27 protein-coding genes and 1 pseudogene are annotated in these 24,636 nt (G+C 72.5%); 11 read left to right on the top strand and 17 right to left on the bottom strand.

The genetic code is table 11. From position 1 onward, the window contains the following. Positions 1 to 369: 369 nt before the first annotated feature. On the bottom strand, positions 370 to 882 hold the full coding sequence (locus IEZ01_RS09290; RefSeq protein WP_189200939.1) for a hypothetical protein: 513 nt from the start codon (positions 880 to 882) through the stop codon (positions 370 to 372). Positions 883 to 1,097: 215 nt separating this feature from the next. Continuing rightward, positions 1,098 to 1,265 carry a hypothetical protein gene (locus tag IEZ01_RS09285; RefSeq protein ID WP_189200937.1) on the bottom strand — a complete coding sequence of 56 codons (168 nt, stop codon included), beginning with the start codon at positions 1,263 to 1,265 and terminating at the stop codon, positions 1,098 to 1,100. Between the two features lie 45 nt (positions 1,266 to 1,310). On the opposite strand from IEZ01_RS09285, the gene IEZ01_RS09280 reads away from it, so the two are divergent. Continuing rightward, entirely contained in the window at positions 1,311 to 1,562 is a 252-nt protein-coding gene (locus IEZ01_RS09280) for a hypothetical protein (protein ID WP_189200935.1), read from the top strand. A gap of 108 nt (positions 1,563 to 1,670) precedes the next feature. Here the strand turns inward: IEZ01_RS09280 and IEZ01_RS09275 are convergent, their stop codons facing one another. Further along, a complete protein-coding gene (locus IEZ01_RS09275) occupies positions 1,671 to 2,660 on the bottom strand; it encodes a small ribosomal subunit Rsm22 family protein (RefSeq protein ID WP_019885808.1) in 990 nt (329 codons plus the stop codon). Positions 2,661 to 2,878: 218 nt separating this feature from the next. Between IEZ01_RS09275 and IEZ01_RS09270 the strand changes: the two genes are divergently transcribed. Continuing rightward, positions 2,879 to 4,135, top strand: coding sequence for a hypothetical protein (locus tag IEZ01_RS09270; RefSeq protein WP_189201174.1), 1,257 nt, complete (start codon positions 2,879 to 2,881; stop codon positions 4,133 to 4,135). A gap of 74 nt (positions 4,136 to 4,209) precedes the next feature. Here the strand turns inward: IEZ01_RS09270 and IEZ01_RS09265 are convergent, their stop codons facing one another. Then, the gene (locus IEZ01_RS09265) at positions 4,210 to 5,499 is read right to left on the bottom strand and encodes a multidrug effflux MFS transporter (protein WP_189200933.1); all 1,290 of its coding nucleotides are present in this window, start codon (positions 5,497 to 5,499) and stop codon (positions 4,210 to 4,212) included. A gap of 98 nt (positions 5,500 to 5,597) precedes the next feature. Next, entirely contained in the window at positions 5,598 to 7,241 is a 1,644-nt protein-coding gene (locus tag IEZ01_RS09260; protein WP_189200931.1) for an alkaline phosphatase D family protein, read from the bottom strand. Positions 7,242 to 7,374: 133 nt separating this feature from the next. Between IEZ01_RS09260 and IEZ01_RS09255 the strand changes: the two genes are divergently transcribed. Next, positions 7,375 to 8,127, top strand: a complete 753-nt coding sequence (locus IEZ01_RS09255) for an SDR family oxidoreductase (RefSeq protein ID WP_189200929.1) — start codon at positions 7,375 to 7,377, stop codon at positions 8,125 to 8,127. A 763-nt stretch (positions 8,128 to 8,890) separates the two neighbouring features. Continuing rightward, the gene (locus IEZ01_RS09250; protein WP_189200927.1) at positions 8,891 to 9,751 is read left to right on the top strand and encodes a PhzF family phenazine biosynthesis protein; all 861 of its coding nucleotides are present in this window, start codon (positions 8,891 to 8,893) and stop codon (positions 9,749 to 9,751) included. A 294-nt stretch (positions 9,752 to 10,045) separates the two neighbouring features. On the opposite strand, the gene IEZ01_RS09245 is transcribed toward IEZ01_RS09250, so the two are convergent. After that, the gene (locus tag IEZ01_RS09245; protein ID WP_019885801.1) at positions 10,046 to 10,369 is read right to left on the bottom strand and encodes a nuclear transport factor 2-like protein; all 324 of its coding nucleotides are present in this window, start codon (positions 10,367 to 10,369) and stop codon (positions 10,046 to 10,048) included. A 127-nt stretch (positions 10,370 to 10,496) separates the two neighbouring features. Between IEZ01_RS09245 and IEZ01_RS09240 the strand changes: the two genes are divergently transcribed. Further along, positions 10,497 to 10,841, top strand: coding sequence for a MazG-like family protein (locus IEZ01_RS09240; RefSeq protein ID WP_019885800.1), 345 nt, complete (start codon positions 10,497 to 10,499; stop codon positions 10,839 to 10,841). A gap of 27 nt (positions 10,842 to 10,868) precedes the next feature. On the opposite strand, the gene ddaH is transcribed toward IEZ01_RS09240, so the two are convergent. Further along, complete coding sequence (gene ddaH, locus IEZ01_RS09235) at positions 10,869 to 11,696, bottom strand: dimethylargininase (RefSeq protein WP_342342040.1); 828 nt, start codon at positions 11,694 to 11,696, stop codon at positions 10,869 to 10,871. 213 nt (positions 11,697 to 11,909) lie between these two features. Here ddaH and IEZ01_RS09230 point away from each other — a divergent pair, with 213 nt between their 5' ends. Further along, positions 11,910 to 12,530: a TetR/AcrR family transcriptional regulator gene (locus IEZ01_RS09230; RefSeq protein WP_019885798.1), complete on the top strand. Its 621-nt coding sequence runs from the start codon at positions 11,910 to 11,912 to the stop codon at positions 12,528 to 12,530. Between the two features lie 105 nt (positions 12,531 to 12,635). Here the strand turns inward: IEZ01_RS09230 and IEZ01_RS09225 are convergent, their stop codons facing one another. Then, a complete protein-coding gene (locus tag IEZ01_RS09225; RefSeq protein WP_189200925.1) occupies positions 12,636 to 13,487 on the bottom strand; it encodes a glycerophosphodiester phosphodiesterase in 852 nt (283 codons plus the stop codon). Positions 13,488 to 13,681: 194 nt separating this feature from the next. On the opposite strand from IEZ01_RS09225, the gene IEZ01_RS09220 reads away from it, so the two are divergent. Continuing rightward, positions 13,682 to 14,434 carry a bifunctional DNA primase/polymerase gene (locus IEZ01_RS09220; protein ID WP_189200923.1) on the top strand — a complete coding sequence of 251 codons (753 nt, stop codon included), beginning with the start codon at positions 13,682 to 13,684 and terminating at the stop codon, positions 14,432 to 14,434. 80 nt (positions 14,435 to 14,514) lie between these two features. Here the strand turns inward: IEZ01_RS09220 and IEZ01_RS09215 are convergent, their stop codons facing one another. Next, entirely contained in the window at positions 14,515 to 15,501 is a 987-nt protein-coding gene (locus IEZ01_RS09215; protein WP_063828502.1) for an SCO2278 family lipoprotein, read from the bottom strand. Next, on the bottom strand, positions 15,383 to 16,300 hold the full coding sequence (locus IEZ01_RS09210) for an FTR1 family iron permease (protein WP_189200921.1): 918 nt from the start codon (positions 16,298 to 16,300) through the stop codon (positions 15,383 to 15,385). Before IEZ01_RS09210 ends, IEZ01_RS09215 begins: the two co-directional genes overlap by 119 nt. Positions 16,301 to 16,446: 146 nt before the next feature. Here IEZ01_RS09210 and IEZ01_RS09205 point away from each other — a divergent pair, with 146 nt between their 5' ends. Continuing rightward, positions 16,447 to 17,208 carry a PhzF family phenazine biosynthesis protein gene (locus IEZ01_RS09205; RefSeq protein WP_019885793.1) on the top strand — a complete coding sequence of 254 codons (762 nt, stop codon included), beginning with the start codon at positions 16,447 to 16,449 and terminating at the stop codon, positions 17,206 to 17,208. Between the two features lie 9 nt (positions 17,209 to 17,217). On the opposite strand, the gene IEZ01_RS09200 is transcribed toward IEZ01_RS09205, so the two are convergent. After that, positions 17,218 to 17,868, bottom strand: a complete 651-nt coding sequence (locus IEZ01_RS09200; RefSeq protein ID WP_019885792.1) for a biliverdin-producing heme oxygenase — start codon at positions 17,866 to 17,868, stop codon at positions 17,218 to 17,220. A 115-nt stretch (positions 17,869 to 17,983) separates the two neighbouring features. Then, a complete protein-coding gene (gene map / locus IEZ01_RS09195) occupies positions 17,984 to 18,841 on the bottom strand; it encodes a type I methionyl aminopeptidase (protein ID WP_028797458.1) in 858 nt (285 codons plus the stop codon). 58 nt (positions 18,842 to 18,899) lie between these two features. Between map and IEZ01_RS09190 the strand changes: the two genes are divergently transcribed. After that, positions 18,900 to 19,136, top strand: coding sequence for a hypothetical protein (locus tag IEZ01_RS09190; RefSeq protein WP_019885788.1), 237 nt, complete (start codon positions 18,900 to 18,902; stop codon positions 19,134 to 19,136). Positions 19,137 to 19,259: 123 nt separating this feature from the next. Here the strand turns inward: IEZ01_RS09190 and IEZ01_RS09185 are convergent, their stop codons facing one another. The 4 genes and pseudogenes from IEZ01_RS09185 to IEZ01_RS09175 all read right to left on the bottom strand — a co-directional run bounded on the left by IEZ01_RS09185 (position 19,260) and on the right by IEZ01_RS09175 (position 22,595). Beyond that, positions 19,260 to 20,543 carry an MFS transporter gene (locus IEZ01_RS09185; RefSeq protein WP_189200919.1) on the bottom strand — a complete coding sequence of 428 codons (1,284 nt, stop codon included), beginning with the start codon at positions 20,541 to 20,543 and terminating at the stop codon, positions 19,260 to 19,262. 164 nt (positions 20,544 to 20,707) lie between these two features. Beyond that, positions 20,708 to 21,403 carry a type 1 glutamine amidotransferase domain-containing protein gene (locus IEZ01_RS09180; protein WP_189200917.1) on the bottom strand — a complete coding sequence of 232 codons (696 nt, stop codon included), beginning with the start codon at positions 21,401 to 21,403 and terminating at the stop codon, positions 20,708 to 20,710. A 152-nt stretch (positions 21,404 to 21,555) separates the two neighbouring features. Then, positions 21,556 to 21,693, bottom strand: a pseudogene (locus IEZ01_RS36010) (hypothetical protein); the annotation flags it as partial. 293 nt (positions 21,694 to 21,986) lie between these two features. Next, positions 21,987 to 22,595, bottom strand: a complete 609-nt coding sequence (locus IEZ01_RS09175; protein ID WP_019885784.1) for a hypothetical protein — start codon at positions 22,593 to 22,595, stop codon at positions 21,987 to 21,989. Between the two features lie 98 nt (positions 22,596 to 22,693). Here IEZ01_RS09175 and npdG point away from each other — a divergent pair, with 98 nt between their 5' ends. Together npdG and IEZ01_RS09165 are read left to right on the top strand one after the other, a co-directional pair. Further along, positions 22,694 to 23,398, top strand: a complete 705-nt coding sequence (npdG, locus tag IEZ01_RS09170) for an NADPH-dependent F420 reductase (protein WP_189200915.1) — start codon at positions 22,694 to 22,696, stop codon at positions 23,396 to 23,398. A gap of 12 nt (positions 23,399 to 23,410) precedes the next feature. Next, positions 23,411 to 23,635, top strand: a complete 225-nt coding sequence (locus IEZ01_RS09165) for a hypothetical protein (RefSeq protein WP_078513279.1) — start codon at positions 23,411 to 23,413, stop codon at positions 23,633 to 23,635. Positions 23,636 to 23,654: 19 nt separating this feature from the next. Here the strand turns inward: IEZ01_RS09165 and IEZ01_RS09160 are convergent, their stop codons facing one another. Further along, entirely contained in the window at positions 23,655 to 24,458 is an 804-nt protein-coding gene (locus IEZ01_RS09160) for a site-2 protease family protein (RefSeq protein ID WP_019885780.1), read from the bottom strand. Between the last annotated feature and the right edge of the window lie 178 nt (positions 24,459 to 24,636).

Below are 24,636 nucleotides of genomic sequence, written 5' to 3'. Positions count from 1 at the left end.
CCGCCAGATTCCAGCAAACGTGCAGGTCAGAGCGTGATCGCTCCCTGAGTGGAACAGAACCCGGCGTACAGCCCGACTCGTCTGCCCCTTACAGCCCTGACCTGGGGCTTAGTCCTGCAATTACTTCCCCCTCCCGGGTGGCCGTACTCGATCGTCTGCGTGCTGGAGCCGGGGCACCTTCCGCCTGTTCAAACAGAACCTCGGCTGGACCTGTCCGAAGATCCGCACCCGGCCAACCCCAACGCACGAACCAGCACCAGCGCTCTGGAAGCACTTGGCCCCGCCGCATGACGAGGGGGCGAAGCGACCAGGCCCGCATCAACCGACAGCATCCGTAAGGGGAGGAGCGGACCTTGGTGCGTGGCGGCTCTACTTGTCGGTGGGTGCGTTGTTGACCGCGAACATGCTGCGTCCGGCGCACGGGTGGTCAGCGAACCGCGAGGACGTCCCTCCGCCCAGGCTTACCTTGTCGCCCTCTCTCGCGAAGACCTTTCCGCGCGCGTCGTAGACGACGGCCTTGCCGTCCTCGACCCGGGCCGTCCATCCGTACCCCCAGTTGAGGGCAACGGTTCCTCCGTCGGTTTCCGGCTTCACGGCTACGCAGTTCTTGTCCGTGACCACGAGCGTTCCCGGGAGGAGCGCTTGCAGGCCGGCCGTGGGGTCGTCCTTTCCGCGCAGGATCATCCGGGGCGGCGTCTCGGGGTTCTTGGCCGTGCCGGTCGTCTTCCCCTTGACGGGGACCGTCTTCGGTATCTGGTCCGCCGGAGGTTCGTCGGTGAGCGACCCGCAGCCGCTGACCCCCGCCAGCAGCAGGATTCCCGCCACGGCCGCTACGCCACGGTGCGCGGTCCGTCTCGTCCGCGTGTCGAGCTGCTCTGCCATCGCATCCGTCCGTTCGCCAGGCGCACGACTGGTGTGCGCTGCCAGGTGGGCCGGGCCTTCTCCCGCACGGGTTCCGTACGGCGGCATGGCCGCGTATCAGCCCACTTCCAGGTTCACGCCCCACGTGTTCAGGATGGTGCTGATCGGCACGTAGTTGACCCACCGCGAGCACCTGATGCCCGACGCGTCGGGGGCCACGGAACCGCACGAGTAGGTCATGGGGCCCCCGCCGTGGTGTCCGCACTGATGAGGATTCCCCGGGCCTGCACGCCGCCGGTCACCTTCTTGAACATCGGGCCGCCGCTGTCGCCCTGGCCGCCCATGATCTGGCCGGCCGGGGCCGCGACCTGGATGACGCCGACCCTCACCCCGTTCTCGTCCACGTGTAGACGTCGGAGTCGTCATAGACGGTGCCGCAGTGCTCCCCCGTGCTGGCACCCGAGGAGCACACCGGGTCGCCCGGCCAGTTGGAATACGAGCCCTTCACCAGCGATGTGGAGGTGGAAGAGTGGCTGCCGCGGAAGATGCGCGGCGTGGTGGCGGGCGAGTTGGACGGGTCGATCAGCATCGAGTCGATGCTGTCGATCGTCGCGACGGACGCCCCGCCGGGGGCGATGGTCTGCCCGGCCTTGTGCCGGCTTTTCCAGCCACCACGGCTGGTCGGATACATTTTTGACTAACCGTCAGTACGCACGGGCAAGGCCCCGCCCCGGTGATGGTGCGCACGCTACGGACCCCCTGACCGGGGAGCGACAAAGCCCCCCATCGGGCCGCCCGGCCCCCCGGCCTTACTCCTCCGGCGGCCAGGCGTCGCCCCACTCCGTGTCGCGTGCCGCCTTGTAGAGCGCGCCGTGGCGCTTGGTCACCGTGGAGCGTTCGAGGCCGGCCGGAGCGCACAGGTCGAGCAGGACCTGGCCCTTGCGGATCTGGGGCTTCCGGGTGACGCGGGATACGGCCGGGGTCACCGGGAAGCGGGTGGCCGCGACGTAGCTGAACTTCTCGTCCTCGTACGGCAGCGAGCCGCCCTTGACCTGCCGGTGCAGGGACGAGCGGCTGACCCGGGCCGCGAAGTGGCACCAGTCCGTGCCCGGCACGATCGGGCAGGCGGCGCTGTGCGGGCAGGGGGCGGCGACGGTCATTCCCGAGGCGATCAGGTGGTCGCGGGCGGCGATCACCCGCTCGTAGCCGTCCGGGGTGCCGGGCTCGACGATCACCACCGCCTGGGCCGCGCGGGCGGCCTCCTCGACGACTGCCGCACGGTCCGCCACGGTGAGCTCGTTGAGCACATACGACACCGTCACGAGATCACTGCTCTCGATCCGGAGCGACGCACTGATCCGAGAGCGCTGCCAGCGCGCCGCCGCGAGCCCCTCGATCCCCGACGCCCGGGCCAGCTCCTCGCCCAGCGCCAGCGCCGGCTCGGCCCAGTCCAGGACCGTCGTACGCGCCGCCGAGTCCCACGCCTCCGCGACCGCCCAGCTCGCCGCGCCCGTACCGCCGCCGATGTCGGTGTGCGTCGCCGGCTCCCAGTCCGGCGCCGCGTCCCGCAGCGCGCCCAGCGCGGCCCGTACCGCCTCGAAGGTCGCCGGCATGCGGTACGCCGCGTACGCCGCCACGTCCGAGCGGTCGCGGAGCAGCGGGGCGTCGGTCGGGGTGGTGCCGCGGTAGTTGGCGATCAGCCGCTCGACGGCCTGAGCGGCCTGCTTCGGCGGCAGCCCGTCGAGCAGTCCGGCCAGCGCGCCGCGCAGCACATCGGCGGTGGGGAGGGAGTCGTTCACCGGCCCATCCTAGGCGGGATACGCTGACGCCCGTTGTCGAGGCGACGGTGCTCATCGGGGGGCAGGCAGTGCGCATCGGAGGGACGTTCCGCAGGACCCGGACCAGGCCCAGGGGCAGCGGTCTCGGACGGTTACGACTCAGCGGTGCCGCCCTCGGCGCCACCACCCGGGAACGCGCGGTCCGTACGGCCCTGCTCGCCGGAGCGGCCGTCCTCGCGATGATCCTGCTGCTGTCGATGTGCGGCCCCGGCGGCGGCGCGGACGATGCCCGGCCCAGGAAGCCGGTGAAGAGGAGCGCCCCGGGCCCGGCGACCAGGCTCGCCGTCCCCGAGGCGTACGACACCGGCCGCGGCTGGGAGATCCCCAGGGCCTCCGCGGTCCACGCCCTGGCCGGGCCCGACACGCTCGGCTACCTGGAACGGGCCGACGCCACCCAGTTCCGGCTGCGCACCCTCAACACCGCCACCGGCAGGCCGCTGTGGGCGGGCAAGCCGTGGCGGCCGCTGACCGCCCCCGGCACGTACCCGCATCTGCTCTCCGTCACCAAGGGCGACCGGCGGTACTTCGTGACCTGGTCGTACGGGAAGGCCGGCGCCGACTCCTGGACCCCGGCCGGGACCTTCGTCTCCCTCGACGTGTACGACGCCGAGGACGGCGTCCGCCGCCGGTTCGAGGTGCCCTGGGCGGACACGCCGACGGTGACCGGCACCGGCCCCGCCCTGCTGATCACCGACGGCAAGGCCAGGAGCGCGACTCTCGACCCGGAGACCGGCGAGGTCACCACCGTCCCGCCGGACAAGCTCGGCCCCCCTGCGGGCTGCGCGGACTGCCGCCGCCTCACCGAGGTGCACGGCGTGACCGCGAAGGGCCTGCTGGTGGGCGGGGCGCGGGAGTTCTGGGTCCGCGGCGGCTGGTTCAGCCGCAACCGCCCGCCCAGCGGCGCCCAGGCCACCGGCGGGCTGCCCACCTCCGTCGTGCCCGGCCGCGTCGTCGCCCGCTGGCAGCAGAAGAAGGGCGCCAAACGGGCCGCCACGCACGACATCTGGGCCGTGCACGACTCGGCGACCGGCGCCCCGCTCGTCCAGGTCGAGTGCCGCAAACCGGCGATAGAGCCCGGTGACCACCCGCAGGCCGTCCTCTCCCCGAACGGCCGCTACCTGATCGCCGGGAACCTCGCCTTCGACCTGGAGCGCAAGAAGGGCTACTGCTTCGAGGAGGCCGACGGCACCCACCGGCCCAGCCTCGCCACCGTCACCGACGACGGCCTGGTCTACGGCGCGGCGGGCGTACGGAACGCGGCGGACGCCCTCGCGGGCCACGGCACCCCCGTCGAGGCGGACCTGGCGACCGGCGACCTGGAGCCGCTGGCCGCCAACGTCCGGCTGCCGGGAGTGGAGGTCGGGGGCGTGGGGATCTTCCGCTGGACCGACGCGAAGGACCGGGTGCATCTCATCGGCTACCCGCGCCGCGACTGACGACTGACGACTGACGACTGACGACTGACGACTGACGACTGACGGATGACGACTGACAGCTGACAGCTGACGGCCTACGCCTCGGTCTCCGGCTTCCCGGGCTCCTTACGCCACGGCCGGCACAGGATCAGGAAGCAGCCGAGCGCCGCCACCGCGCAGCTGAGCTGGACGGCGGCCATCGGCACCGCCGTCGACTCGCCCGCGATCCCCACCAGCGGCGACGCGATCGCGCCGACCAGGAACGAGGACGTCCCCAGCAGCGCCGACGCCGAACCGGCCGCATGCGGGGTCCGCATCAGCGCCGAGGCGTTGGTGTTGGGCAGCGCCAGGCCCATCGCCGACATCAGCACGAACAGCCCGGCCGAGACCGGGACCAGGCCGACCTCGCCGAAGACACCGGACGTCATCAGCAGCAGCGCGGTCGCCGCCAGCGTGATCACGGCGAGGCCGGAGCCGATCGTCTTGTCCATGCTGACCCGGCCGACGAGCAGCTTGCCGTTGATCTGGCCGGCGGCGACCAGGCCGACCGAGTTCAGGCCGAAGAGCAGGCTGAAGGTCTGGGGCGAGGCGCCGTAGATCTCCTGGACCACGAACGGCGAGGCGGAGATGTAGGCGAAGAGCGCGGCGAAGGCGAGGGAGCCGGCCAGCATGTAGCCGGTGAAGATCCGGTCGGCGAGCAGGCCGCGCATGGTGCGCAGGGCCGCGCCGACGCCGCCGCTGTGCCGCCGGTCGGCGGGCAGGGGCTCGGCGAGCCACTTCCATACGACGAAGGTGAGGACGACGCCGATGCCGGCGAGGACGTGGAAGACGCCCCGCCAGTCGGTGACCTGGAGGATCTGGCCGCCGATGAGCGGGGCGACGATCGGGGCCACGCCGGAGATCAGCATCAGCGTGGAGAAGAAGCGGGCCATCTCGACGCCGTCGTACAGATCGCGGACGACCGCCCGGGCGATCACGATTCCGGCGGCCCCGGCGAGGCCCTGGAGGAGCCGGAAGCCGATGAGGAGTTCGGCGGTGGGCGCCAGGGCGCAGACGGCGGTGGCGGCGACGTACACGATCATGCCGGCGAGCAGCGGCCGCCGTCGGCCCCACTTGTCGCTCATGGGGCCGACGACGAGCTGGCCGAGAGCCATGCCGAGGAGACACGCCGTCAGGGTGAGCTGGATGGTGGCGGCTGGCGCCCGCAGGGCGTCCGTGACCTCCGGCAGGGCCGGGAGGTACATGTCCATGGAGAGCGGGGGCAGCGCGGTGAGGCCGCCGAGTACGAGGGTGACGAGGAGACTTGCCCGCCGCGCGGCCGGGGGTGCGGCCTCTGCGCGCGGGCTCGATATATGACCTTGCGTGCTCTGGCCGCTCTCCGGCATCGACAGCTCCGTTTCGTTGAATCTTCCCCCATGTTCTCAGTTCGCCGGGAGGCGTACGGAGGGGCATGGGGGAAGCGGCGGGCTGCCGATGGGGAGCGCTAGGCGGGTTCGAGACCCGGGTCGTCCGCCTCGGTCACGAAGGACGCCGCCGTGGCGATCGTGCCGCCGGGCGTGGTGACATGGGACACCGTGCGGAAGTCGGCCTGGGCCTGGGCCTGGGACAGGGTGACGTTCACATAGCCCCGGCGCCCGTTGTAGAACTTCAGATGCGGGTTCGCCCGGGTGAGATTGTCCCAGTTGGCCGGCTTGTCCGTACCGTCCTTGCCGCTGGCGATCGAGGTGGCCACGATCTCCGTGCCGACCGTACGGGACGCCGGATCGTCGAAGTCGGCCTTCAGGTCGAAGGCGTAGCCGACGTGCACGTCACCGGTGAGGACGACGAGATTGCTGACACCGGCCGCGCGGGCACCGGCCAGGACGCGGTCGCGGGAGGCGGTGTAGCCGTCCCAGGCGTCCATGGACAGCTTGAAGTCCGGCGTCGGCAGGTTGCGCCGCTGGGCGAAGGTGACCTGCTGCGGCATCACATTCCACCGTGCGTGCGAGCGCTGCCAGCCGTCGAGCAGCCACCGCTCCTGCGTCGCGCCGGTCATCGTGCGCGCCGGGTCCTGCGATTCGGGGCCGGGGGTCTGCCAGCCGTCCCCGTACGCCTGGTTGGAGCGGTACTGCCGGGTGTCGAGGATGTCGAACTGCGCGAGGCGCCCGAAGTGGAGGCGCCGGTAGAGCTTCATGTCCGGGCCGTCGGGCCGCTGCGGCGCGCGCAGGGGCTGGTTCTCCCAGTACGCGCGGTAAGCGGCGGCGCGGCGCAGCAGGAACTCCTCCGGGGGCACGCCGTTCTCCGGGATGCCGCCCGCGTAGTTGTTCTCGGTCTCGTGGTCGTCCCAGGTGACGACGAACGGATGCGCGGCGTGCGCGGCCTGGAGGTCGCGGTCGGTCCGGTAGAGCGCGTACCGCAGCCGGTAGTCCTCCAGCGTCACCGTCTCGCGGTTGAAGTGGGCGGGCAGCACCCGGTCGGTGTACTTGCGGACGCCGCCGGCGGAGTTGACCGCGTACTCGTAGAGGTAGTCCCCGAGGTGGAAGACGGCGTCGAGGTCCTCGTCGGCGAGGTGACGGTACGCGGTGAAATAGCCGTCGTGGTACGCCTGGCAGGAGACGGCGGCGAGCTTCAGCTCGGTGACCCGGGAACCGGGGGCCGGCGCGGTACGGGTCCGGCCGGCCGGGCTGATCCAGCGGCCGACCCGGAAGCGGTACCAATGGACGCGGTCGGGGGCGAGGCCCTTCGCCTCGGCGTGCACGGTGTGGTTGTACTCCGGGTGCGCGGTGGCGCTGCCGTGGGCGACGATCCGGCGGAAGCCCTCGTCGCGGGCGAGCTCCCAGCCGACCTGGACGCGGGCCCGGGGAAGGCCGTTGCCGGGCTCGTACGGACGGGGGGCGAGCCGGGTCCACAGCAGCACCGAACCGGGCAGCGGGTCGCCCGAGGCGACACCCAGGGTGAACGGGTCCTCGGTGACCCGGGCCGCGTCGAGCTCGGCGGCGCTCGCGGCGCCCGCGCCCGGCAGCTCGGCGGCGAAGGCGAGGGCGGCGGCCGCGCCGGTGACGGTGAGGAACCGGCGGCGGTCGACGTGACGCACGAAGTGTCGGGCGGCGGCCCGGAATTCGGAGGCGTGGCGGTCTAAGGGTGTCATGTGACCCTCCCCTGGCGGCTGTTGTCCATGGCATTGCAGTGGCGGGGCAAGGCCGGGCGTTGTCGGGTACAGAACATCCGCGTGTCGGACAGATGAGTTCCCTGTGCACCGACCTCACGTACGCTGCGGCCCCATGAACGCTGAAGCGAAGATCGCGGTGGTGACGGGCGCGGGCTCGGGTATCGGCCGCAGCGTGGCTGCGGCCCTCTCCGAGGCGGGCTGGTCGCTGGCGCTGGCCGGCCGCCGCGCGGACGCGCTGGAGGAGACGGCGGTGCTGGCGGGCGGCCCCTGCCTCACCGTCCCGACGGACGTGACGTCACCGGCGGAGGTGGCGGCGCTCTTCGAAGCGGTACGGGAGCGGTACGGCCGGGTGGACCTGCTCTTCAACAACGCGGGCACGTTCGGCCCCGGGGGCGTCCCCTTCGAGGACCTCACCTACGAGGCCTGGCGGTCGGTCGTGGACGTCAACCTGACCGGAGCGTTCCTGTGCGCGCAGGCGGCGTTCCGGGCGATGAAGGAACAGCGCCCGCAGGGAGGCCGGATCATCAACAACGGCTCCATCTCGGCGCACGTCCCCCGCCCGCACTCGGCGCCGTACACCTCGACCAAGCACGCCCTGACGGGCCTGACCAAATCCCTCTCCCTGGACGGCCGCCCGTACCGGATCGCCTGCGGCCAGATCGACATCGGCAACGCGGCGACGCGGATGACGGAGGCGATGCAGCAGGGGATCCTGCAGGCGAACGGCGCGCTGGCGGTGGAGCCGGTGATGGACGCGGCGGATGTGGCGCGGACGGTGGTCCACATGGCGGCCCTGCCGCTGGAGGCGAACGTCCAGTTCGCGACGGTCATGGCGACGAACATGCCGTACATCGGGCGGGGCTGAGGGTTCGACGCCGCGGGGGTACGCCCGGGTGGCGGAGCGGGGACCCACCGGGGGCGGGGCCGGTCGGGGTGGGCGGGTCCCCTGGCGGGGGCGGGCCGGTCGGGGTGGGCCAGGTCCGTGATGCCGCCGCCCCACCCTCCGGGGGCGTCCGTCGGGTGGGCCCGAACCCTTGGCTGGGCGCGAGGCCCGTCGGGGTGGGCCGGGACCGAGTGGGCGCCGCTCGTCGGGGCGTTGTGCCCACCCGCTCCGCCCCGGCGGAACGCATGCCCACAACGGGGTCCGACGTTGCCGCCGCCCGTCGGGGTGGGCGCGAGGCCCGTCGGGGTGGGCCGGGACCGAGTGGGCGCCGCTCGTCGGGGCGTTGTGCCCACCCGTTCCGCCCCGGCGGAACGCATGCCCACAACGGGGTCCGACGTTGCCGCCGCCCTTCGGGGCGTTGTGCCCACCCGTCCCGCCCTGCGGGACGATTGCCCACAACAGGTGCACCTCTGCGGGGCCTTTACCCACAACGCGGGCCGGCGTTGCAAGCCGCATGGCGGGGCGCTTGCCCGCAACGGGGGCCGAAAGGCCGCCTCCGCGGCGTGAAGCTGCCGCGTCCGGGGCCCGGGGGCCTCGCCCCCGGGGCCCTGCCTCCCGCTCCCGGGCCGGGGGCCTTGCCCCCGATCCTTGCCCCCACCCGCCCCCGGCAGGGTTTCGGGAAGGGGCGGGGTGGGGGATTCGAACCGGTGGGAACAAGCCACCCGCCCCCGCCGTTGGGCAGGGCATGACACGCGCATCGCACACCCCCGGCGTACTCCGCTACACCGCCTTCTCCGGCGACCCCGCCGGCGGCAACCCCGCCGGGGTCGTGCTCGACGCCTCCGGGCTCGGGGAGGAGGAGATGCTGGCGATCGCCGCCGAGCTCGGGTACAGCGAGACCGCGTTTCTGACCGGGCCGACGGACGGGCGGACGTTCGGGGTGCGGTACTTCAGCCCCAAGGCGGAGGTGCCGTTCTGCGGGCACGCCACCATCGCCACCTCCATCGCGCTGGGCGAGCGCGTCGGTCCCGGCGAGCTCGTCTTCGAGACGTCCGCCGGGACGGTGCCCGTCACCGTGTCGGAGGAGGACGGCAGCCTGCGGGCCACGCTCACCAGCGTCGAGCCGCACGTCGAGGCCGTCGACGCCGCCGACGTGACCGAGGCGCTGGCCGCCCTCGACTGGCCCGCGGCGGACCTCGACCCCGCCCTGCCGCCCCGGATCGCCTTCGGCGGCGCCCGCCACCTCGTTCTCGCCGCGGCGACCCGGGAGCGCCTCGCGGACCTGGACTACGACTTCGCCCGGCTGGAAGCCCTCATGCACCGGCTGGAACTGACGACGGTCCAGCTGGTGTGGCGAGCGTCGGAGACGGTGTTCCACGTCCGCGACCCGTTCCCGGTGGGCGGCGTCGTGGAGGACCCGGCGACGGGCGCGGCGGCCGCCGCGTTCGGCGCGTACCTCCGGGAGCTCGGTCTGGTCCCGGAGGCGACCGTGCTCACCCTCCACCAGGGCGAGGACATGGGACGCCCCGGCACCCTGACGGTGGAACTGCGCGCCGGCGATCCGCGGGTGCGGGTGGGTGGCGCGGGGGCCCGTATCCCGGACTGATGCCGCGGACGTGACGACGGCCGGACCGCGGGCCGGTCTCAGGCCCGGCCCGTGGTCCGGCGACGGCCGGCTCCAAGCCCGGCCCCTGAGCCCGGCACCCCGGGCTGACGCCCCCGGCCGTAGGCCCGGCGCCGACAGGCGGGCGAGCCGCCGGTCTCAGTACCGGCGCCGCGGGCCGCCCGCAGCCGGTCCCAACCCCGGCCCCGCGGCCCGGCGACGGTCGGCTCACGGCCGCCGGTGCCAGAGCCGCGCGCGCCGCCCGCCTCCGGTCCCAGAACCGCCCCCCACCCCCCCTCACGCCTGGCCCGTTTCGAAGCGGCTCACCTTCCCCTCCTGGACCGTGAACCGCCACGCCGTCCTCATCTCTCCCCACGTGTCGTTGCGGTAGCGGGCGACCAGTGCCCGGCCGCCGTCCTTCTCCGACTCGATCTCCATGTGGCCGCGCGAGGAGAACACCTCCTTGTCGGTCCACTGGTCGATGTCACGGTCCGAACCGTCGTCGGACATGGTCGCGTCCGGCGTGAGGGCGTCGAAGAAGGCGTCGCGGTCGTTGGCGTTCAGTGCGGCCACGAAGGCGCGTACTGCGGGGTCGGACAGCCGGTCGACGGGGATGGTCATGGCAGCGGCTCCTCGGTGGGGCACAGGGGGGCGTACGGGGGCGTACACGGAGGTACGGGTGGTGCACTGCCCACCCGTACACCGCCTGGGCCGCCCCACCGGGGACCGACCTGGCAGGCTCACACCCATGGACGACACCTGGGAGACCGTAGAGGGGCTCCACGCCTGGCTGGACGCCCACAGCCCTGCCCATGGCCCTTTCCCGCCCCAGCAGAAGGCGCTGCTGCGGGTGCTCAAACTGTCCGAGGAGGTCGGTGAGGTCGCCGAGGCGATCATCGGCACCATCGGACAGAACCCCCGCAAGGGCACGACCCACACCTGGCAGGACGTGGAGTCCGAGCTATGCGACGTGATCATCACGGCGATGGTCGCCCTGCGCACCCTGACCCCGGACGCCGCCCGCGTCTTCGAGGCCAATCTCGCCCGGGTGGCGGCGCGCGGCGCGCCGCCCGCCGCCGACCCGGAGCAGTGACTCAGTCCGACGCCTCAGTCCGACGCCTCAGCCGCCGCGCAGCTCCTGCGTGCAGCACTTCACGCTGCCGCCGCCCTTGAGCAGCTCCCCGAGGTCCATGCCGAGCGGTTCGAAGCCCCGCTCCCGCAGCGGGCCGAAGAGCCCCAGCGCGGTGTGCGGCAGCACCACGTGCCGACCGTCGCTCACCGCGTTCAGGCCGAAGGCGGCCGCGTCCTCCTCGTCGGCGAGCAGCGCGTCCGGGAAGAGCCGGGCGAGCACGGCGCGGCTGCCGGGGGAGAAGGCGGCGGGGTAGTACATGATCTCGTCGGCCGCGTCGTCCAGGACGCACAGCGCCGTGTCCAGGTGGTAGTAGCGCGGGTCGACGAGGTCGAGGCCGATCACCGGCCGGCCGAAGAACTCCTGTGCCTCGTCGTGCGACAGCGGGCTGGAGCGGAAGCCCCGCCCGGCCAGGATGTACGAGGCGGTGACGGCGAAGTCGCCCTCGCCTTCGTTGACGTGCTCGGGCTCGCGGATCTCGGTGTAGCCGTGGGCGCGGAACCACGCGCGGTGGGCGGCGGCTTCCGCCGTCCGCTGCGGGTGGGCGAACCGGGCGCCGAGCACGCGCCCGTCGATGACGGTGGCTCCGTTGGCGGCGAAGACCATGTCCGGCAGGCCGGGGTCCGGGTCGAGCAGCTCGACGGTGTGGCCGAGCGAGCGGTAGCGGTCCCGCAGATCCTCCCACTGGGCGAGGGCGAGCCCCAGGTCCACCGGCTTCGCGGGGTCCATCCACGGGTTGATGGAGTACGTGACCTGGAAGTGCGTGGGTGGGCACATCAGGTAGCGGCGGGGCGATGCCTCGCGTGGTGCTGAGCGCAAAGAGGGCTCCTCACGAACGGGCCGGGTGCGACGCACGGTTGTGCGTGCTGCCCATGGTGCGGTGTGAGGAGCCCTCGCGCATTGAGCCGAAAGGGTGGTTCATCCCACTGATCACGAGCCGTCCGGGGCGTGTCGTATCCGTCGCGGAGCCGGCGACACGTGCGACAGCGTCAAGACGATACGTCTCGCCTCGCCTGCTGCTAGATTGCTGCCATGGCAGACACGAAGGCCCCCGACTCCGCCCGCCGCAGCGAACGCTCCCGGCGTGCCATCTACGACGCCGCCCTCGCCCTCGTCGGCGAGGTCGGCTACGCCAAGACCACCATCGAGGGCATCGCCGCCCGCGCCGGTGTCGGCAAGCAGACCATCTACCGCTGGTGGCCCTCCAAGGCCGCCGTCCTCCTTGAGGCCTTCGTCGACCTCGGCCGCCAGGCCAGCGAAGCCCTCGGCGGCGACGCGGACAGCGGCATCCCGGACACCGGCGACCTCGCCGCCGACCTGCGCTTCGTGCTGCGCGCGACCGTCGACGAGATGAACGACCCCACCTTCGACGCACCCTCCCGCGCGCTCGCGGCCGAGGGCGTCATCAACGCCGAGCTCGGCGCCCAGTTCGTTCAGCAGCTCCTGGAACCGCAGCTCCAGCACTACGTACGGCGGCTCGAAGCGGCCCAGGACGCCGGCGACGTACGCCCCGGGATCGACCCGCGCATCGCCCTCGAACTCTTCGTCGGCCCCCTCGCCCACCGGTGGATGCTGCGCACCCTGCCGCTCACCCACGAGTACGCCGACGCCCTCGTCGACTACGCCCTCCACGGCCTGACGCCCCGCGACTGAGCTCGCGTCTGACGCGTACCGGACTCGCCTAGCCCCTGGCCCGGCCGCCCTCCACGGCCTGACGCCCCCGCGACTGAGCCCGCGCCTGACGCGTACCGGACTCGCCTAGCCCCTGGCCCGGCCGCCCGCCCCGGTCAGGCGGCGCGGCGCGTCCGTGATGATGCCGTCGCAGCCAAGCCGCAGGGCCCTGTCCCGGTCCTGCTCCGTGTTCACCGTGTGCGCCCACACCCGGGCGATCCCGGACCGGACCGCCCGGCGCAGATCCTCGTCCCGCGCCCGGTGGTCCACGTCCAGCACGTCCACGTACGTCCGCCAGCGCGACGGGTCGTCGGTCCGCAGCTGCCGTGCCGAGCGCCAGAGCTGGGCCCGCAGCCCCAGCGCGTGGGCCGCGCGCGCCACCTCCGGGTGGCGGGAGTTGACCAGCACCGACGCCGTGAGCCCCCGCCCGTGCACCATCGCGGCCAGCCGCTCCAGGCTCCGAGGGTCCTTCGCCTCCAGCATCAGCACCACCCGCCCACCGAACCGGTCGAGGACCTCCGCCAGCGTCGGCGGCCGCTCGGCGGGCCGGGTGCCCCGCAGCCGTACCTCCCGCCACTGGCGTGCGTCCAGCTCCCGGACCGGGCCCCGGGAGAAGGTCGTACGGTCCAGGGTGCTGTCGTGCATGGCGACCAGCGTGCCGTCGCGCAGCATCCGTACGTCCACGTCGAGCACCGACGCCGCCCCGCCGCGGTATGCCGCCGTCAGCCCGGACATGCTGTTCTCCGGGGACTCCAGCGCCCCGCCGCGGTGGGCGGTGTAGACGAGGCGGGGCAGTGTGTCGATCGTCACCCCGGCCGCCGCGCGCTCCTGCCCCGCTCCCCACTGCGGTGGCGGCAGCAGGGCGGCGAGGCCCGCCAGGGCCAGGGCGATCAGGGCCGCCGGCGACGTCAGCGGAGCCGGCGGAGTCGGTGGGGCCATGGGTAAACGCTAGATCGACATATCTGGACAAAACGGTCAATGACACCCGACGGATCCGTACGCCGGAATCGGCCGCCGTACCCCGGTTGGGGACTCCGGTCACCCGAGGCGCAGGATGGTGGGACCATGGCAGGAGTTTCGCCATGCGGCTTTCGCCGCGTGGGCCGGGGCGAGCGTGAGGTGTGAGGGGATAGATGGGCGACGGTATCGGCCGCTACCGCGGCACGGGGAGCAAGCTTGCGCAGTGGCTGCGCCGGGCACCGAAACAGCCCGCGGACCCGGACGGCGCACACCGCGAACGCCTGCTCCTGGCCGTGGCCGCCGCGGGCCTGCCCCTCGCCCCCGCCGCGTATCCCGTCGGCTATCGCTGTTCCTGTGAACGCGTCGGCTGCCCCACCCCGGCCAGACACCCCGTCTCCTTCGCCTGGCAGACCCAGTCCACCACCGATCGTGCCCAGCTCGAACGTTGGGTACGCAACCAGCCCCAGGCCAACTTCATCACCGCGACCGGCATGGTCCACGACGTCCTGGACGTCCCCCTGGAGGCCGGCCGGGCCGCCCTGGAACGGCTGCTCGCCGAAGGCGTCGACGTCGGACCGGTCGCCCGCTCCGGCGGCGAGGCGCACGACGAAGCGCGGATGCTCTTCTTCACCGCGACCCGCGGCACCCCCGAGGACGAGGACGAGTGGTGGCCCTGCGAGCTGGACTGTCACCCCGAGACCATGGACGAACATCCGGGCCTGCGCTGGCACTGCCGGGGCAGCTACGTCCTCGTCCCCCCGGCCCGGCTCCCCGGTGACCACACCGTCGACTGGGTACGCGGCCCCGAACACGAGCTGCCGGACCCGCTGACCCTCCTCGAAGCCCTCACCGACGCCTGCGCCCGCCACGCGCGGGAGCAGGATGAGCCCCTCGGCCACGCCGTCGCGTGGCCGCTGAGCCGCTGAGGCACCGGCCCCAACTCGCCGGCCCCGCACGCTCCTGAGCTCCCGCACGCTCCGGGGCTCCCGCAGGCTCCGGCGGCGTGCTACGACCCCTGCGCCGAGACCACGCCCTGGAGCCGGCCCAGGACCGTCACCCCGTCACGCTCCTGCCCGGCCGGCTTCACCACCACGGTCTGGCTCGCCACCCACTCCTTGGTGACCGTGTTCTTCACCTCGCCGGTCATCAGCGCCTTCACGTCCGCGCTCACCTTCGGGCGGTAGCCGGGCGCGGCCGTCTGCCGTTCGTGGAAGCGGATCGCGAAGAAGACCAGCGCCCCGCCGTCCTCGGTGGTCAGGCCGAGCGGCGCGAAGTCACCGGTGTCCAGGGCCTGGTCGACGTACTGCGTGGCAAGTCCCGCCCGCCGCGCGCCCTTCACCCGCTCCTCGCGCCACCCGTTGGTGTGCGGGCCGGGCGCGAACTGCTCCGGCTTGCCGTTGCCGAGATACGAGGCGTACGCCTCGCTCAGGTTCCGCGGCGCCAGGGCCAGCGTCGTCGAGGCCGGGTCGGCCGGCTCCACGAACCCGTCGGGGCCCTTCTTGAACGCCGGGATCTGCCCGGGCGTGAGGATCGAGAGGTAGGCCACCTCCCACAGCTGCTGCGAGCCGTTCTTGACGAAGACGAGCAGCCAGCGGGTGTCGGCGGCGCCGCTGTCGGTGTCCCGGTTGGAGTCGGCGTTCGCCACGAACCAGCGCGGCCAGCCCGCCTTCTTCGGGATGAGATACGTCGTGTCCGTCAGCACCAGCGGCTGGTGCTGCGGGTTGCCGTTCGGACTGGTGACGGAACGGGCCTTCAGGCCGGCCTGGTTGACGGCGCCGAGCGGACCGGTGACCCGTCCCGCGTCGAGCGCCGGGTCGTACGCCTTGTCCGCCTTGTTGTACGCCTCGGTGAAGTCCTTGACGGCCTGTTCGGCCTCAGACGCCGTCGCCGTCGGTACGACTTCCAGCTCGCCGTGCACCGTCACGCAGCCGGTCGCCACCGTCGCCAGCACCGTCACCGTCGCGAGCGCCGTCGCGGGCCTCAGCCTTCTCATCGGTTGCCTTCTGCTCCTCGACCCCCACTGACCGACCGAACCATACCGGGGCAAGCAAGAGCGTGAGCGCCGGGATCAGATACAGCACCCACACCCACACCTGGAGCACCGTCGGATCGGGCCGGAAGGCGAACACACCCGCGAGAAGCGTGCCGTACCAGCTGTCCGCCGGGACCACGGATCCGATGTCGAACGCAGTCCCCGACGGACCGCCCAGGAGACGCGCCTCCCGCAGCCCTTGGACGCCGTACGCGAGGACACCCGCCGCCATCACGGCCAGCATCCCGCCGGCCCAGGTGAAGAACCTCACCGACCGGATCCGCAACAGGCCCCGGTGGAGCAGCACTCCGAGCAGGACCGCGGTCGCGACGCCCAGCAGCAGCATCCACAGCGGACCGGACGAACCGGCCTCGTCGCCGGCCGCCCGCACCGACGCCCACACGTACTGCGCCGTCTCCAGGCCCTCCCGGCCCACGGCCAGGAACGCCGCGGCGAACAGCGCCCAGGCGGCCAGGGGCACGCGTCGCCGCATGCCGAGCACCAGCCAGGTCGTCAGGGCCGCGGCGAGGACCGACAGCGAGCCGCCGAGCAGCTTGCGCGCCTCGACCGTGAGCTCCTGCGAGCCGAACTCCAGGAGACAGCCGAAGGCGAGCGCCAGGCCCACCGCGACGCCGGCACCGGCCCGGACCGGCCGCAGCGCGTCCCGCCGGCTGGTCCGCACCAGATACGCGGCAAGGACGCAGACGACCACGACCGCCGCCAGGCCCTGCCGCAGACCTATCAGGTAGATGCCGTACACGTCGGGTCCCTTCAGGTCAGGAGAGCAGCGCCCGGCCCCCAGCCCTGAAGAGGGGCGCGGACCCAACCTAACCGCGTGCGGGAAAACGCACGCCGCGGCCCTTGTTTGCCGTGCGACCCCCGGGGCGCGGATGTTTGAATGCCCGGATGAACGCCGGAACGAAAACGACCGCGACCGCGACCGGAACAGCGACCGGGACCGCGACCGACATCGACGTGCTGCGCGTCTTCTGCGCGGGCGACGGCCGGCACGGCAACGCCCTCGCCGTCGTACGCGACGGGCGCACCCACCCCGACGAGGCCTCCCGGCAGGCCCTCGCCAAGCACCTCGGCTTCAGCGAGACGGTGTTCGTCGACGACCCCGAGCTCGGGGTCGTCGACATCTACACCCCCGCGGTGCGGCTGCCCTTCGCCGGACATTCGCTGGTCGGAGCGGCCTGGCTGCTCGACCTGGAAGTGATCAACCCGCCGGCGGGGGAGGTGTGGGTACGCCACGACGGCGAGTTCACCTGGATCAACGCCCGCGCCGAATGGGCCCCGCCACACACCCTGCGCGGCTACGCCTCGGCGGCCGAGGTCGACGCCCTGGAGGTGCCGGAGCCGGGAGTGGGGGCACCTCCCAGGCCCGCAGGGCCTAGGGGGAGGCTCTACGCCTGGGCGTGGGAGGACGAGTCCGCCGGCCGGATCCGGGCCAGGGCCTTCCCGGGCCGAGGCGACGGCATAGACGAGGACGAGGCGACCGGAGCGGCGGCGCTGCTGCTCACCGCCGAGCTGGGCCGGGCCCTCAACATCAGGCAGGGCCGGGGGTCGCAGCTGCTGACCGCCCCCGGCCCCGACGGCATCATCGAGCTCGGCGGCCGGGTCCGCTTCGACCCGGCCTTCGACCCGGCCTTCGGTCCCGCCCGCTGAGCCGCTCCGCTACGCGCTGAGCGAGAACTCGCCGCCCAGCTCCCGGAACACCGCGCCGTTGAAGTCGAAGGCGCGCTTGCACTCGTCGACGATCCGCTGCTTCTCCAGGTCGTCCGCGTTCACCCGGTCCAGGAGCTCGCGGTAGGCCCGCTTGAACGCCGCCGGGTTGGAGATCTGCTCGAAGACGTAGAAGCGCACGCCGTCGCCCTTGCGCGCGAAACCCCATGTGCGCTCGGCCTTGTCCCGGATGATCTGTCCGCCGGAGAGGTCGCCGAGATAGCGGGTGTAGTGGTGGGCCACATACCCGGCGGGCCAGGTCCGCGCGCACTCCTCGACCCGGGCGGCGTACGCGGCCGTCGACGGCAGCGCGGTCAGCCCGTCCCGCCAGCCGGGACCCCGCAGATGCGCGAGGTCCCGCTCCAGCTCGGCCGTACGGAACAGCTCCGGCTTGACGAACGGCCCCGCGACCGGATCGTCCTTCAGGGCCTCGGCGGCGCCCTCCAGCGCGCGGTACACGAACCACAGCTGCTCGGTGTAGCGGGTGTAGGCGTCCACGCCCAGCCGCCCCCCGAGCAGATCGCTCATGAAGGTCGAGGTCTCCGCTTCGGTGTGCTGCTCGTGCGAAGCGACTCGGATGAGCGTCGAGAAGGGCGTGTCCAAGGCGTGCCTCCGGAACCGAGGGGAACGGGGAACCAGTTACGATCGTGCTACTTAGGTTCACCTAAGTCAACTGGTTCCCGACGGCCTGTCGGTAAGACGCTACCCCGTCACGGGGTCACGGCAACGTGAGAATTTCGGCCCCGGTCTCGGTCACCACGAGCGTGTGCTCGAACTGCGCCGTCCGCTTCCGGTCCTTGGTCACCACGGTCCAGCCGTCGGCCCACATGTCGTACTCGTGCGTGCCCAGCGTCAGCATGGGCTCGATCGTGAACGTCATGCCGGGCTGGATGACGGTGGTGGCGTGCGGGGAGTCGTAGTGCGGGATGATCAGCCCGGAGTGGAACGAGGAATTGATCCCGTGCCCGGTGAAGTCGCGCACGACGCCGTACCCGAACCGCTTCGCGTACGACTCGATGACCCGGCCGATGATGTTGATCTGCCGGCCGGGCTTGACGGCCTTGATCGCCCGGTTCAGCGACTCACGGGTCCGCTCGACCAGGAGCCTGGACTCCTCGTCGACGTCGCCGCAGAGGTAGGTGGCGTTGTTGTCGCCATGGACGCCGTTGATGTAGGCGGTGACGTCGAGGTTCACGATGTCCCCGTCGCGCAGGACGGTGGAGTCGGGGATGCCGTGGCAGATGACCTCGTTGACCGAGGAGCACAGCGACTTGGGGAAACCGCGGTAGCCGAGCGTGGAGGGGTAGGCGCCGTGGTCGCACAGGAACTCGTGCGCGACCCGGTCCAGCTCGTCCGTGGTCACACCCGGCGCGATGTGCTTGGCGGCCTCCGCCATCGCCTGCGCGGCGATCTGCCCGGCGATGCGCATCCGCTCGATCGTGTCGGAATCCTGCACCTCCGGACCGGTGTACGGCGCGGGTCCCGGCTTCCCGACGTACTCGGGGCGTCGGATGGAACCGGGAACGGAACGGGTGGGGGAGAGCTCCCCTGGTACGAGCAGCGACTGGCCAGACATGCCAGCGAGTCTAACCAGCGCGGGTGGGGCAGCATGTGGGCAGAGGAAGGAGCCGGACATGGCCCTGTTCAAGAGGCGCGCGGTGGGCAAGCCGGGCGAGTGGTTCTACTGCCTGGAGCACAAGAAGGTCGAGGAAGGCCCCGAGTGCCCGGCCAAGAACCGTTTCGGTCCGTATCCCTCACGTGAGGAGGCCGGGCACGCGATGGAGCGGGCGCGGGAGCGGAACGTGGAGTGGGAGACGGACCCGAAGTGGCACGACACGTCCAAGGGTGAGGACGCGGGCCCGACGGAGTGAGCCGGGTGGCCCGCCGCCCCGTGCGTCGCGGACGGGGTGGCGGGCCACCGTCATGCCGTGCGTCGGGCAGGGGGCGGCCGCCGTCATGCCTGCCGTGCGTCGCGATGGTGCGGCGGGCCGCCGTCACGCCGTGGCCGAGGCGTCCTCGTGCTGGGCCCGGCGGCGTACCGCGTCCTCGTCCGTCGTCGCGTCGTACGTCACCAGCTTCGGAAGCACCACGGTCAGCGCCGCCACCGACGCCAGGCAGGCCAGGCCGCCCGACCAGATCGCCGGACGGGTGCCGGTCCAGCCCGCCATCGCGCCCGCGCGGACCTGCCCCAGCTGCGGGCCGACGCTGTACGACAGGACCTCGATGCCGGCCAGCCGCCCACGCAGCGACTCCGGGATGGTCTGGTTCCAGATCGTTGACCGGCCGAGACCGCTGAGCATGTCGCCCGCCCCGGCGGCCACCAGGCACAGCAGCACCAGCCATACGTTCGAGAACCAGCCGGCCGCCGCGATCGCCGCCCCCCAGCCCGCGGCCCCGAAGACCACCAGCAACCCGTGCCGCCGCACCCGCGAGGTCCAGCCGCTCGTCAGACTGAGCAGCACCGAGCCGACCGACCCGGCCGCGTACATCAGGCCCAGCGCCCACTGCGCCTCCAGCTCGTCCGCCAGGAACGGGAAGATCGTGTTGGGGAAGGCGAAGAACATCGCGGCCAGGTCGATCGCGTACGTCCCCAGCAGCACCGGCCGCGACCAGGCGTACCGCGCGCCCTCCGCGATCCCGCGCAGCGACGGCTTCTGGGCGTCATGGGCGGGCGGCGCGGGCGCCAGCCGCAGACAGAGCAGTACGGAGACGGCGAGCCCCGCGATCGTCACACCGTAGGAAGGGGCGTGGCCCGCGTACGCCACCACGAGCCCCGCCGCCGCGGGCGCCGCGACCGCGGCGACCTGCCAGCGCAGCGCGTTCAGCGCGGCCGCCGCCGTCTGCTGGTCGTGCGGCACGATCCGGGCCAGCAGGGAGTCCAGCGCGGGCCGCTGGAGCCCGGCGGCCGCCGAGACCCCGGCCGCGACCACGTACAGCGGCCACAGCAAAGGCTGCGGCAGCAGCGAATTGACCAGCAGGATCGCCGCCAGCAGACCGAGACCCGCCTCCGTCCACAGGATCACCCGGCGCCGGTCGACGGCGTCCGCGAGCGCCCCGCCGTACAGCCCGAACACCACCAGCGGAACCAGCTCCACCGCGCCCATCGCGCCGACCGCGAACGGCGAGCCGGTCAGGTCCTTGATCTGGAGCGGCAGCGCGACCATCGCCATGAAGCTCGCGAAGGTGGTGACCAGCCCCTGGATCCACAGCAGACGGAAGTCCCGCGAGGAACGCCAGGGGGAGAGATCGGGCAGGACGGAGGAGAGCTTGGAGGTCACGAGGGGCCATGGTCCGCCCGGGGCTGCGGACGGGCAATCGATTTACGGGCCGGCAGGTTTTGGGTTGCGTCGGCACATGCGGCCCTTCACGTGGCTGGTCCGAGCGATCGACGCAGACGACGCTGTCCGGCCCCGCCGGCGGATCCTGCCGTGGCCGTTGTGTCTCAGGTCAGCTTCTTGAGCATTTCGGCTGCGGCGGGTCCTGCCGAGGCGGGGTTCTGTCCCGTGACCAGGTTGCGGTCGACGACCACGTTGGGTGCCCACGGTTCGCCCTCCTGATAGTCCACGCCGGCCTCGACCAGGCGGTCCTGCACCAGCCACTTCGCTTTGGCGGCCAGGCCGGCCTGGGTCTCCTCGGCGTTGCTGAAACCGGTGAGCCGGTAGCCGGCGAAGGCGTTGCTCCCGCCGGCGCCGGTGGCGGCCAGCATCGCGGCCGGGGCGTGGCAGACCACTCCGAGCGGTTTGCCCGAGGCGAGGGTGTCGCTGAGCAGTCTGCCGGAGGTGGCGTCGACGGCCAGGTCCTCCATCGGGCCATGACCGCCGGGGTAGAAGACGGCGTCGTAGTCGTCCGGCTTCGCGTCCTCAAGAGCGATCGGATGCCGGAGCTCGTCGATGGCCTCAAGAGCGGCGGCCACCTTTTCGGCGCCTTCCCGGCCGCCGTTGGCCTGAGGGGTGAGGCTGGCTTTGTCCACGGTCGGGACGACTCCGCCGGGGGTGGCGATGGTGATCTGGTGGCCGGCGGCCGTGAACGTCTCGTACGGGGCGACGACTTCCTCGGCCCAGAAGCCGGTGGGATGGCGGCTGCCGTCGGCGAGCGTCCAGTAGGTGGCACCGGTGACGACGAAAAGGATCTTCGACATGCTGTCTGCTCTCCTTTGATGGCGCGCCGCACAAGGACCCGCCGGGATCGACAGGGTCGACGGCGCGAACGCGTTGACCCGATGTAGGGCACTCGGCCCAGGGATACGGGCCGGTGAGGTGTTCGACCACGCCGAGCCCTCGACACCCGATCGCCGGGCGCGTACCCGCTGACTCCCGAGTCGGCCTCAGCCACGGTTCCGGCCATGTCCATCCCGACGATCAACGGGTGCTCGGCTGCGACGTCCAGGCGGTCAAGTGGTTGGTAATCGGTGGCGACGGGGGGTTTCACAGGCGATTCTCTGGGCTGACGCGACACACAAGAGCCGTACCGACGACGCGGAACGGCACGGACCGAGGCGGTCACCGCCTGCCGACGCCTCGGAACCGTGGGACTGAAGACGGGAACACCGATCCGTTTCTACGTCACCAGGGCCCGTCCCAGGGGTAAGGCTGCCCGTATCGCTGCCGTGCGCGACACATTCGGCGCAGTCCTCTGCCTGGCCGCCCCGGCGGATGTCCTGACCCGGCGTCGGACCCCCGGGTCTCTCGGGCGGCGGCCGCGCCGGTCACTCGGGCGTGGGCCTACCAGCGCACCGGCGGAGGGGACGTCAGCTGGTCCGCCAGGCGCGACAGCCGGTCGCGCAGGCGGCGCCGGCCCCGGGGCTCGGCCGGCAGGCTGTTCTCCCCGGCCGCCGCGCTGACCAGGTGCTGCACGATGTCCAGATCCACCCCCGCCGTCTCCTCGGGAACGGCGAGCGACTCGTGCGCGAGACCCCGCACCTCCGCGTCGCCGCCGTCCAGCGCCAGCACCGTCGCCCCGGCCCGGCGTGCGTCGTGCACCCGCTCCAGCAGGCCGGGACCGGGCCGGTGCGGCGCCACCATCAGCAGCGTCGCCCCGCGCCCCGCCGACTCCAGCCGGCCCAGACCCACCGCCAGATGGGCCGGGTCGCCCGGGCGCACCCGGTGGCGTACAAGCGTGGGAGACAGCTCCGGCTGCCCCGACCACGCGGCCTCGTCCACCAGATGCGCGGCCAGATGCCACGGCTCGTACTCCTCGGTGCCCACCAGCAGCAGCCCCCCGCCCCGCGGGACCACCGACGACCGCAGGGCCCCGGCGAAACAGCGGGTCGTCGCGGGCCACTCGGTCCCGGCGAGCACCTCACGCAGCAGCGCGACACGCACGGCATCCATGGGGCCGCATCCTGCCCGAAGGACGCCGCGGGGGAGGCCGGTCGGGCAGCGGCTCACCCGTACGGGAACGCTCCGACCCGTCCCGTACTGTCGGGTCCATGACTTCGAATGACAGCACGCCCAAGCCCGCGGCCAAGGACCCGTGGGACCTCCCCGACGTCTCCGGCCTGGTCGTCGGCGTCCTCGGCGGCACCGGCGACCAGGGCCGCGGTCTGGCCTACCGCCTCGCCCGGGCCGGCCAGAAGGTGATCATCGGCTCCCGGGCCGTCGAGCGCGCCGAGGCCGCCGCCGCCGAGCTCGGCCTCGGCATCGAAGGCGCCGACAACGCCGACTGCGCCCGCCGCAGCGACGTCGTGATCATCGCCGTGCCGTGGGACGGGCACGCCAAGACGCTGGAGTCCCTGCGCGCGGAGCTGGCCGGGAAGCTGGTCGTCGACTGCGTCAACCCGCTCGGCTTCGACAAGAAGGGCGCCTACGCGCTCAAGCCCGAGGAGGGCAGCGCCGCCGAGCAGGCCGCCGCCCTGCTGCCGGACTCGCGGGTCACGGCCGCGTTCCACCACCTGTCCGCGGTGCTGCTCCAGGACGTGTCGATCGAGGAGATCGACACGGATGTGATGGTCCTCGGCGAGGCCCGGGCCGACACCGACATCGTGCAGGCGCTGGCGGCGCGTATCCCGGGCATGCGCGGCGTCTTCGCGGGGCGGCTGCGCAACGCCCACCAGGTCGAGTCGCTCGTCGCCAACCTGATCTCGGTCAACCGCCGCTACAAGGCGCACGCGGGTCTGCGCGTGACCGACGTCTAGCACGCTCGGGGCATGGGGGACACTGGTGGACGTACCTCACCGCCGGAGAGAAAGCCGACCCCCATGCCCCGCCTCGCTCTGTACGCCCTCGCCGTCTGCGTCCTCGCCGTGGCCGCCGCCGTCGTCTCCTTCGTCCAGGGCAGTTGGCTCGGCGTGATCTGGGTGCTCCTGGCCGGCCTCTCCTCCAACATGGCCTGGTACTACATCCGCCGCGCGCGGATGAGCCACGAGGCCTGACCGAGGCCCGGGCGGGTGCCTAGCCGCCGACGGCCGCGGTGCACAGCTCCGGGGACTCCTGCCAGAAGCGGTAGAGCTCCCAGCCGCAGTAGCGCTCCGCGTCGCTGACCCCGAGCCCGCGCAGCAGCGCGTCGATCACGTCGAAGAAGGCGTCGTTGACCACGGGCACGAAGAGCAGCGCGATCACGATGAAGAAGCCGTACGGCGCGTACGGCTCGATCTTGCGGCGGAAGTTGTACGAGAGCCACGGCTCCACCACGCCGTAGCCGTCCAGCCCCGGAACCGGCAGCAGATTCAGCAGCGCGGCCGTGACCTGGAGCAGCGCCAGGAATCCCAGCGCGAACCGGAACGCCATCGGCACCCCGTCGAGCGCGCCGAGCCAGAACGGCGCGGTGCAGACGACGGCGAACAGGACGTTGGTCAGCGGACCGGCGGCGGAGATGAGGCTGTGCTTCCACCGGCCCCGGATCCGGCCCCGGTCGATGAAGACAGCGCCACCGGGCAGACCGATCCCGCCCATGATCACGAAGAGGACCGGCAGCACGATGCTGAGGAGCGCGTGCGCGTACTTCAGCGGGTTGAGGGTGAGATAGCCGCGCGCCTCGACCGACGCGTCGCCGCTGTGCAGCGCGGTGCGGGCGTGCGCGTACTCGTGCAGACAGAGCGAGACGACCCACGAGGCGGTCACGAAGAGGAACACCGCGAGCCCGGGCGACGCCGCGAAGTCCGTCCACACGGCCCAGCCGGACACCGCCATGACGGCGAGGATCCCCAGAAAGACGGGACTGATCCGGCGGTCGCGGCGCGCGGTGGCCGTGGTCATGGGGCGCTCCTGGGGTCGGGTGAGAGTCGACCGTACCGGTGACGAGAGGAAAACGTCCCGCCGGGGCGGCGGGGTTCCTGCCCACGCGGCCGGGCGGGGGCCGACTGGGACCCGCCCCGCGCGCCGCCGGGCGAGCCCGGAGGGGGCTGGCCGCGCGCCCGGGCGTGCCCGGTGGGGG

The organism is Streptomyces purpureus, from assembly GCF_014648195.1.
In the GTDB taxonomy this organism is placed as follows: domain Bacteria; phylum Actinomycetota; class Actinomycetes; order Streptomycetales; family Streptomycetaceae; genus Streptomyces; species Streptomyces purpureus.
This window is presented reverse-complemented; position numbering and strand designations above follow the sequence as displayed.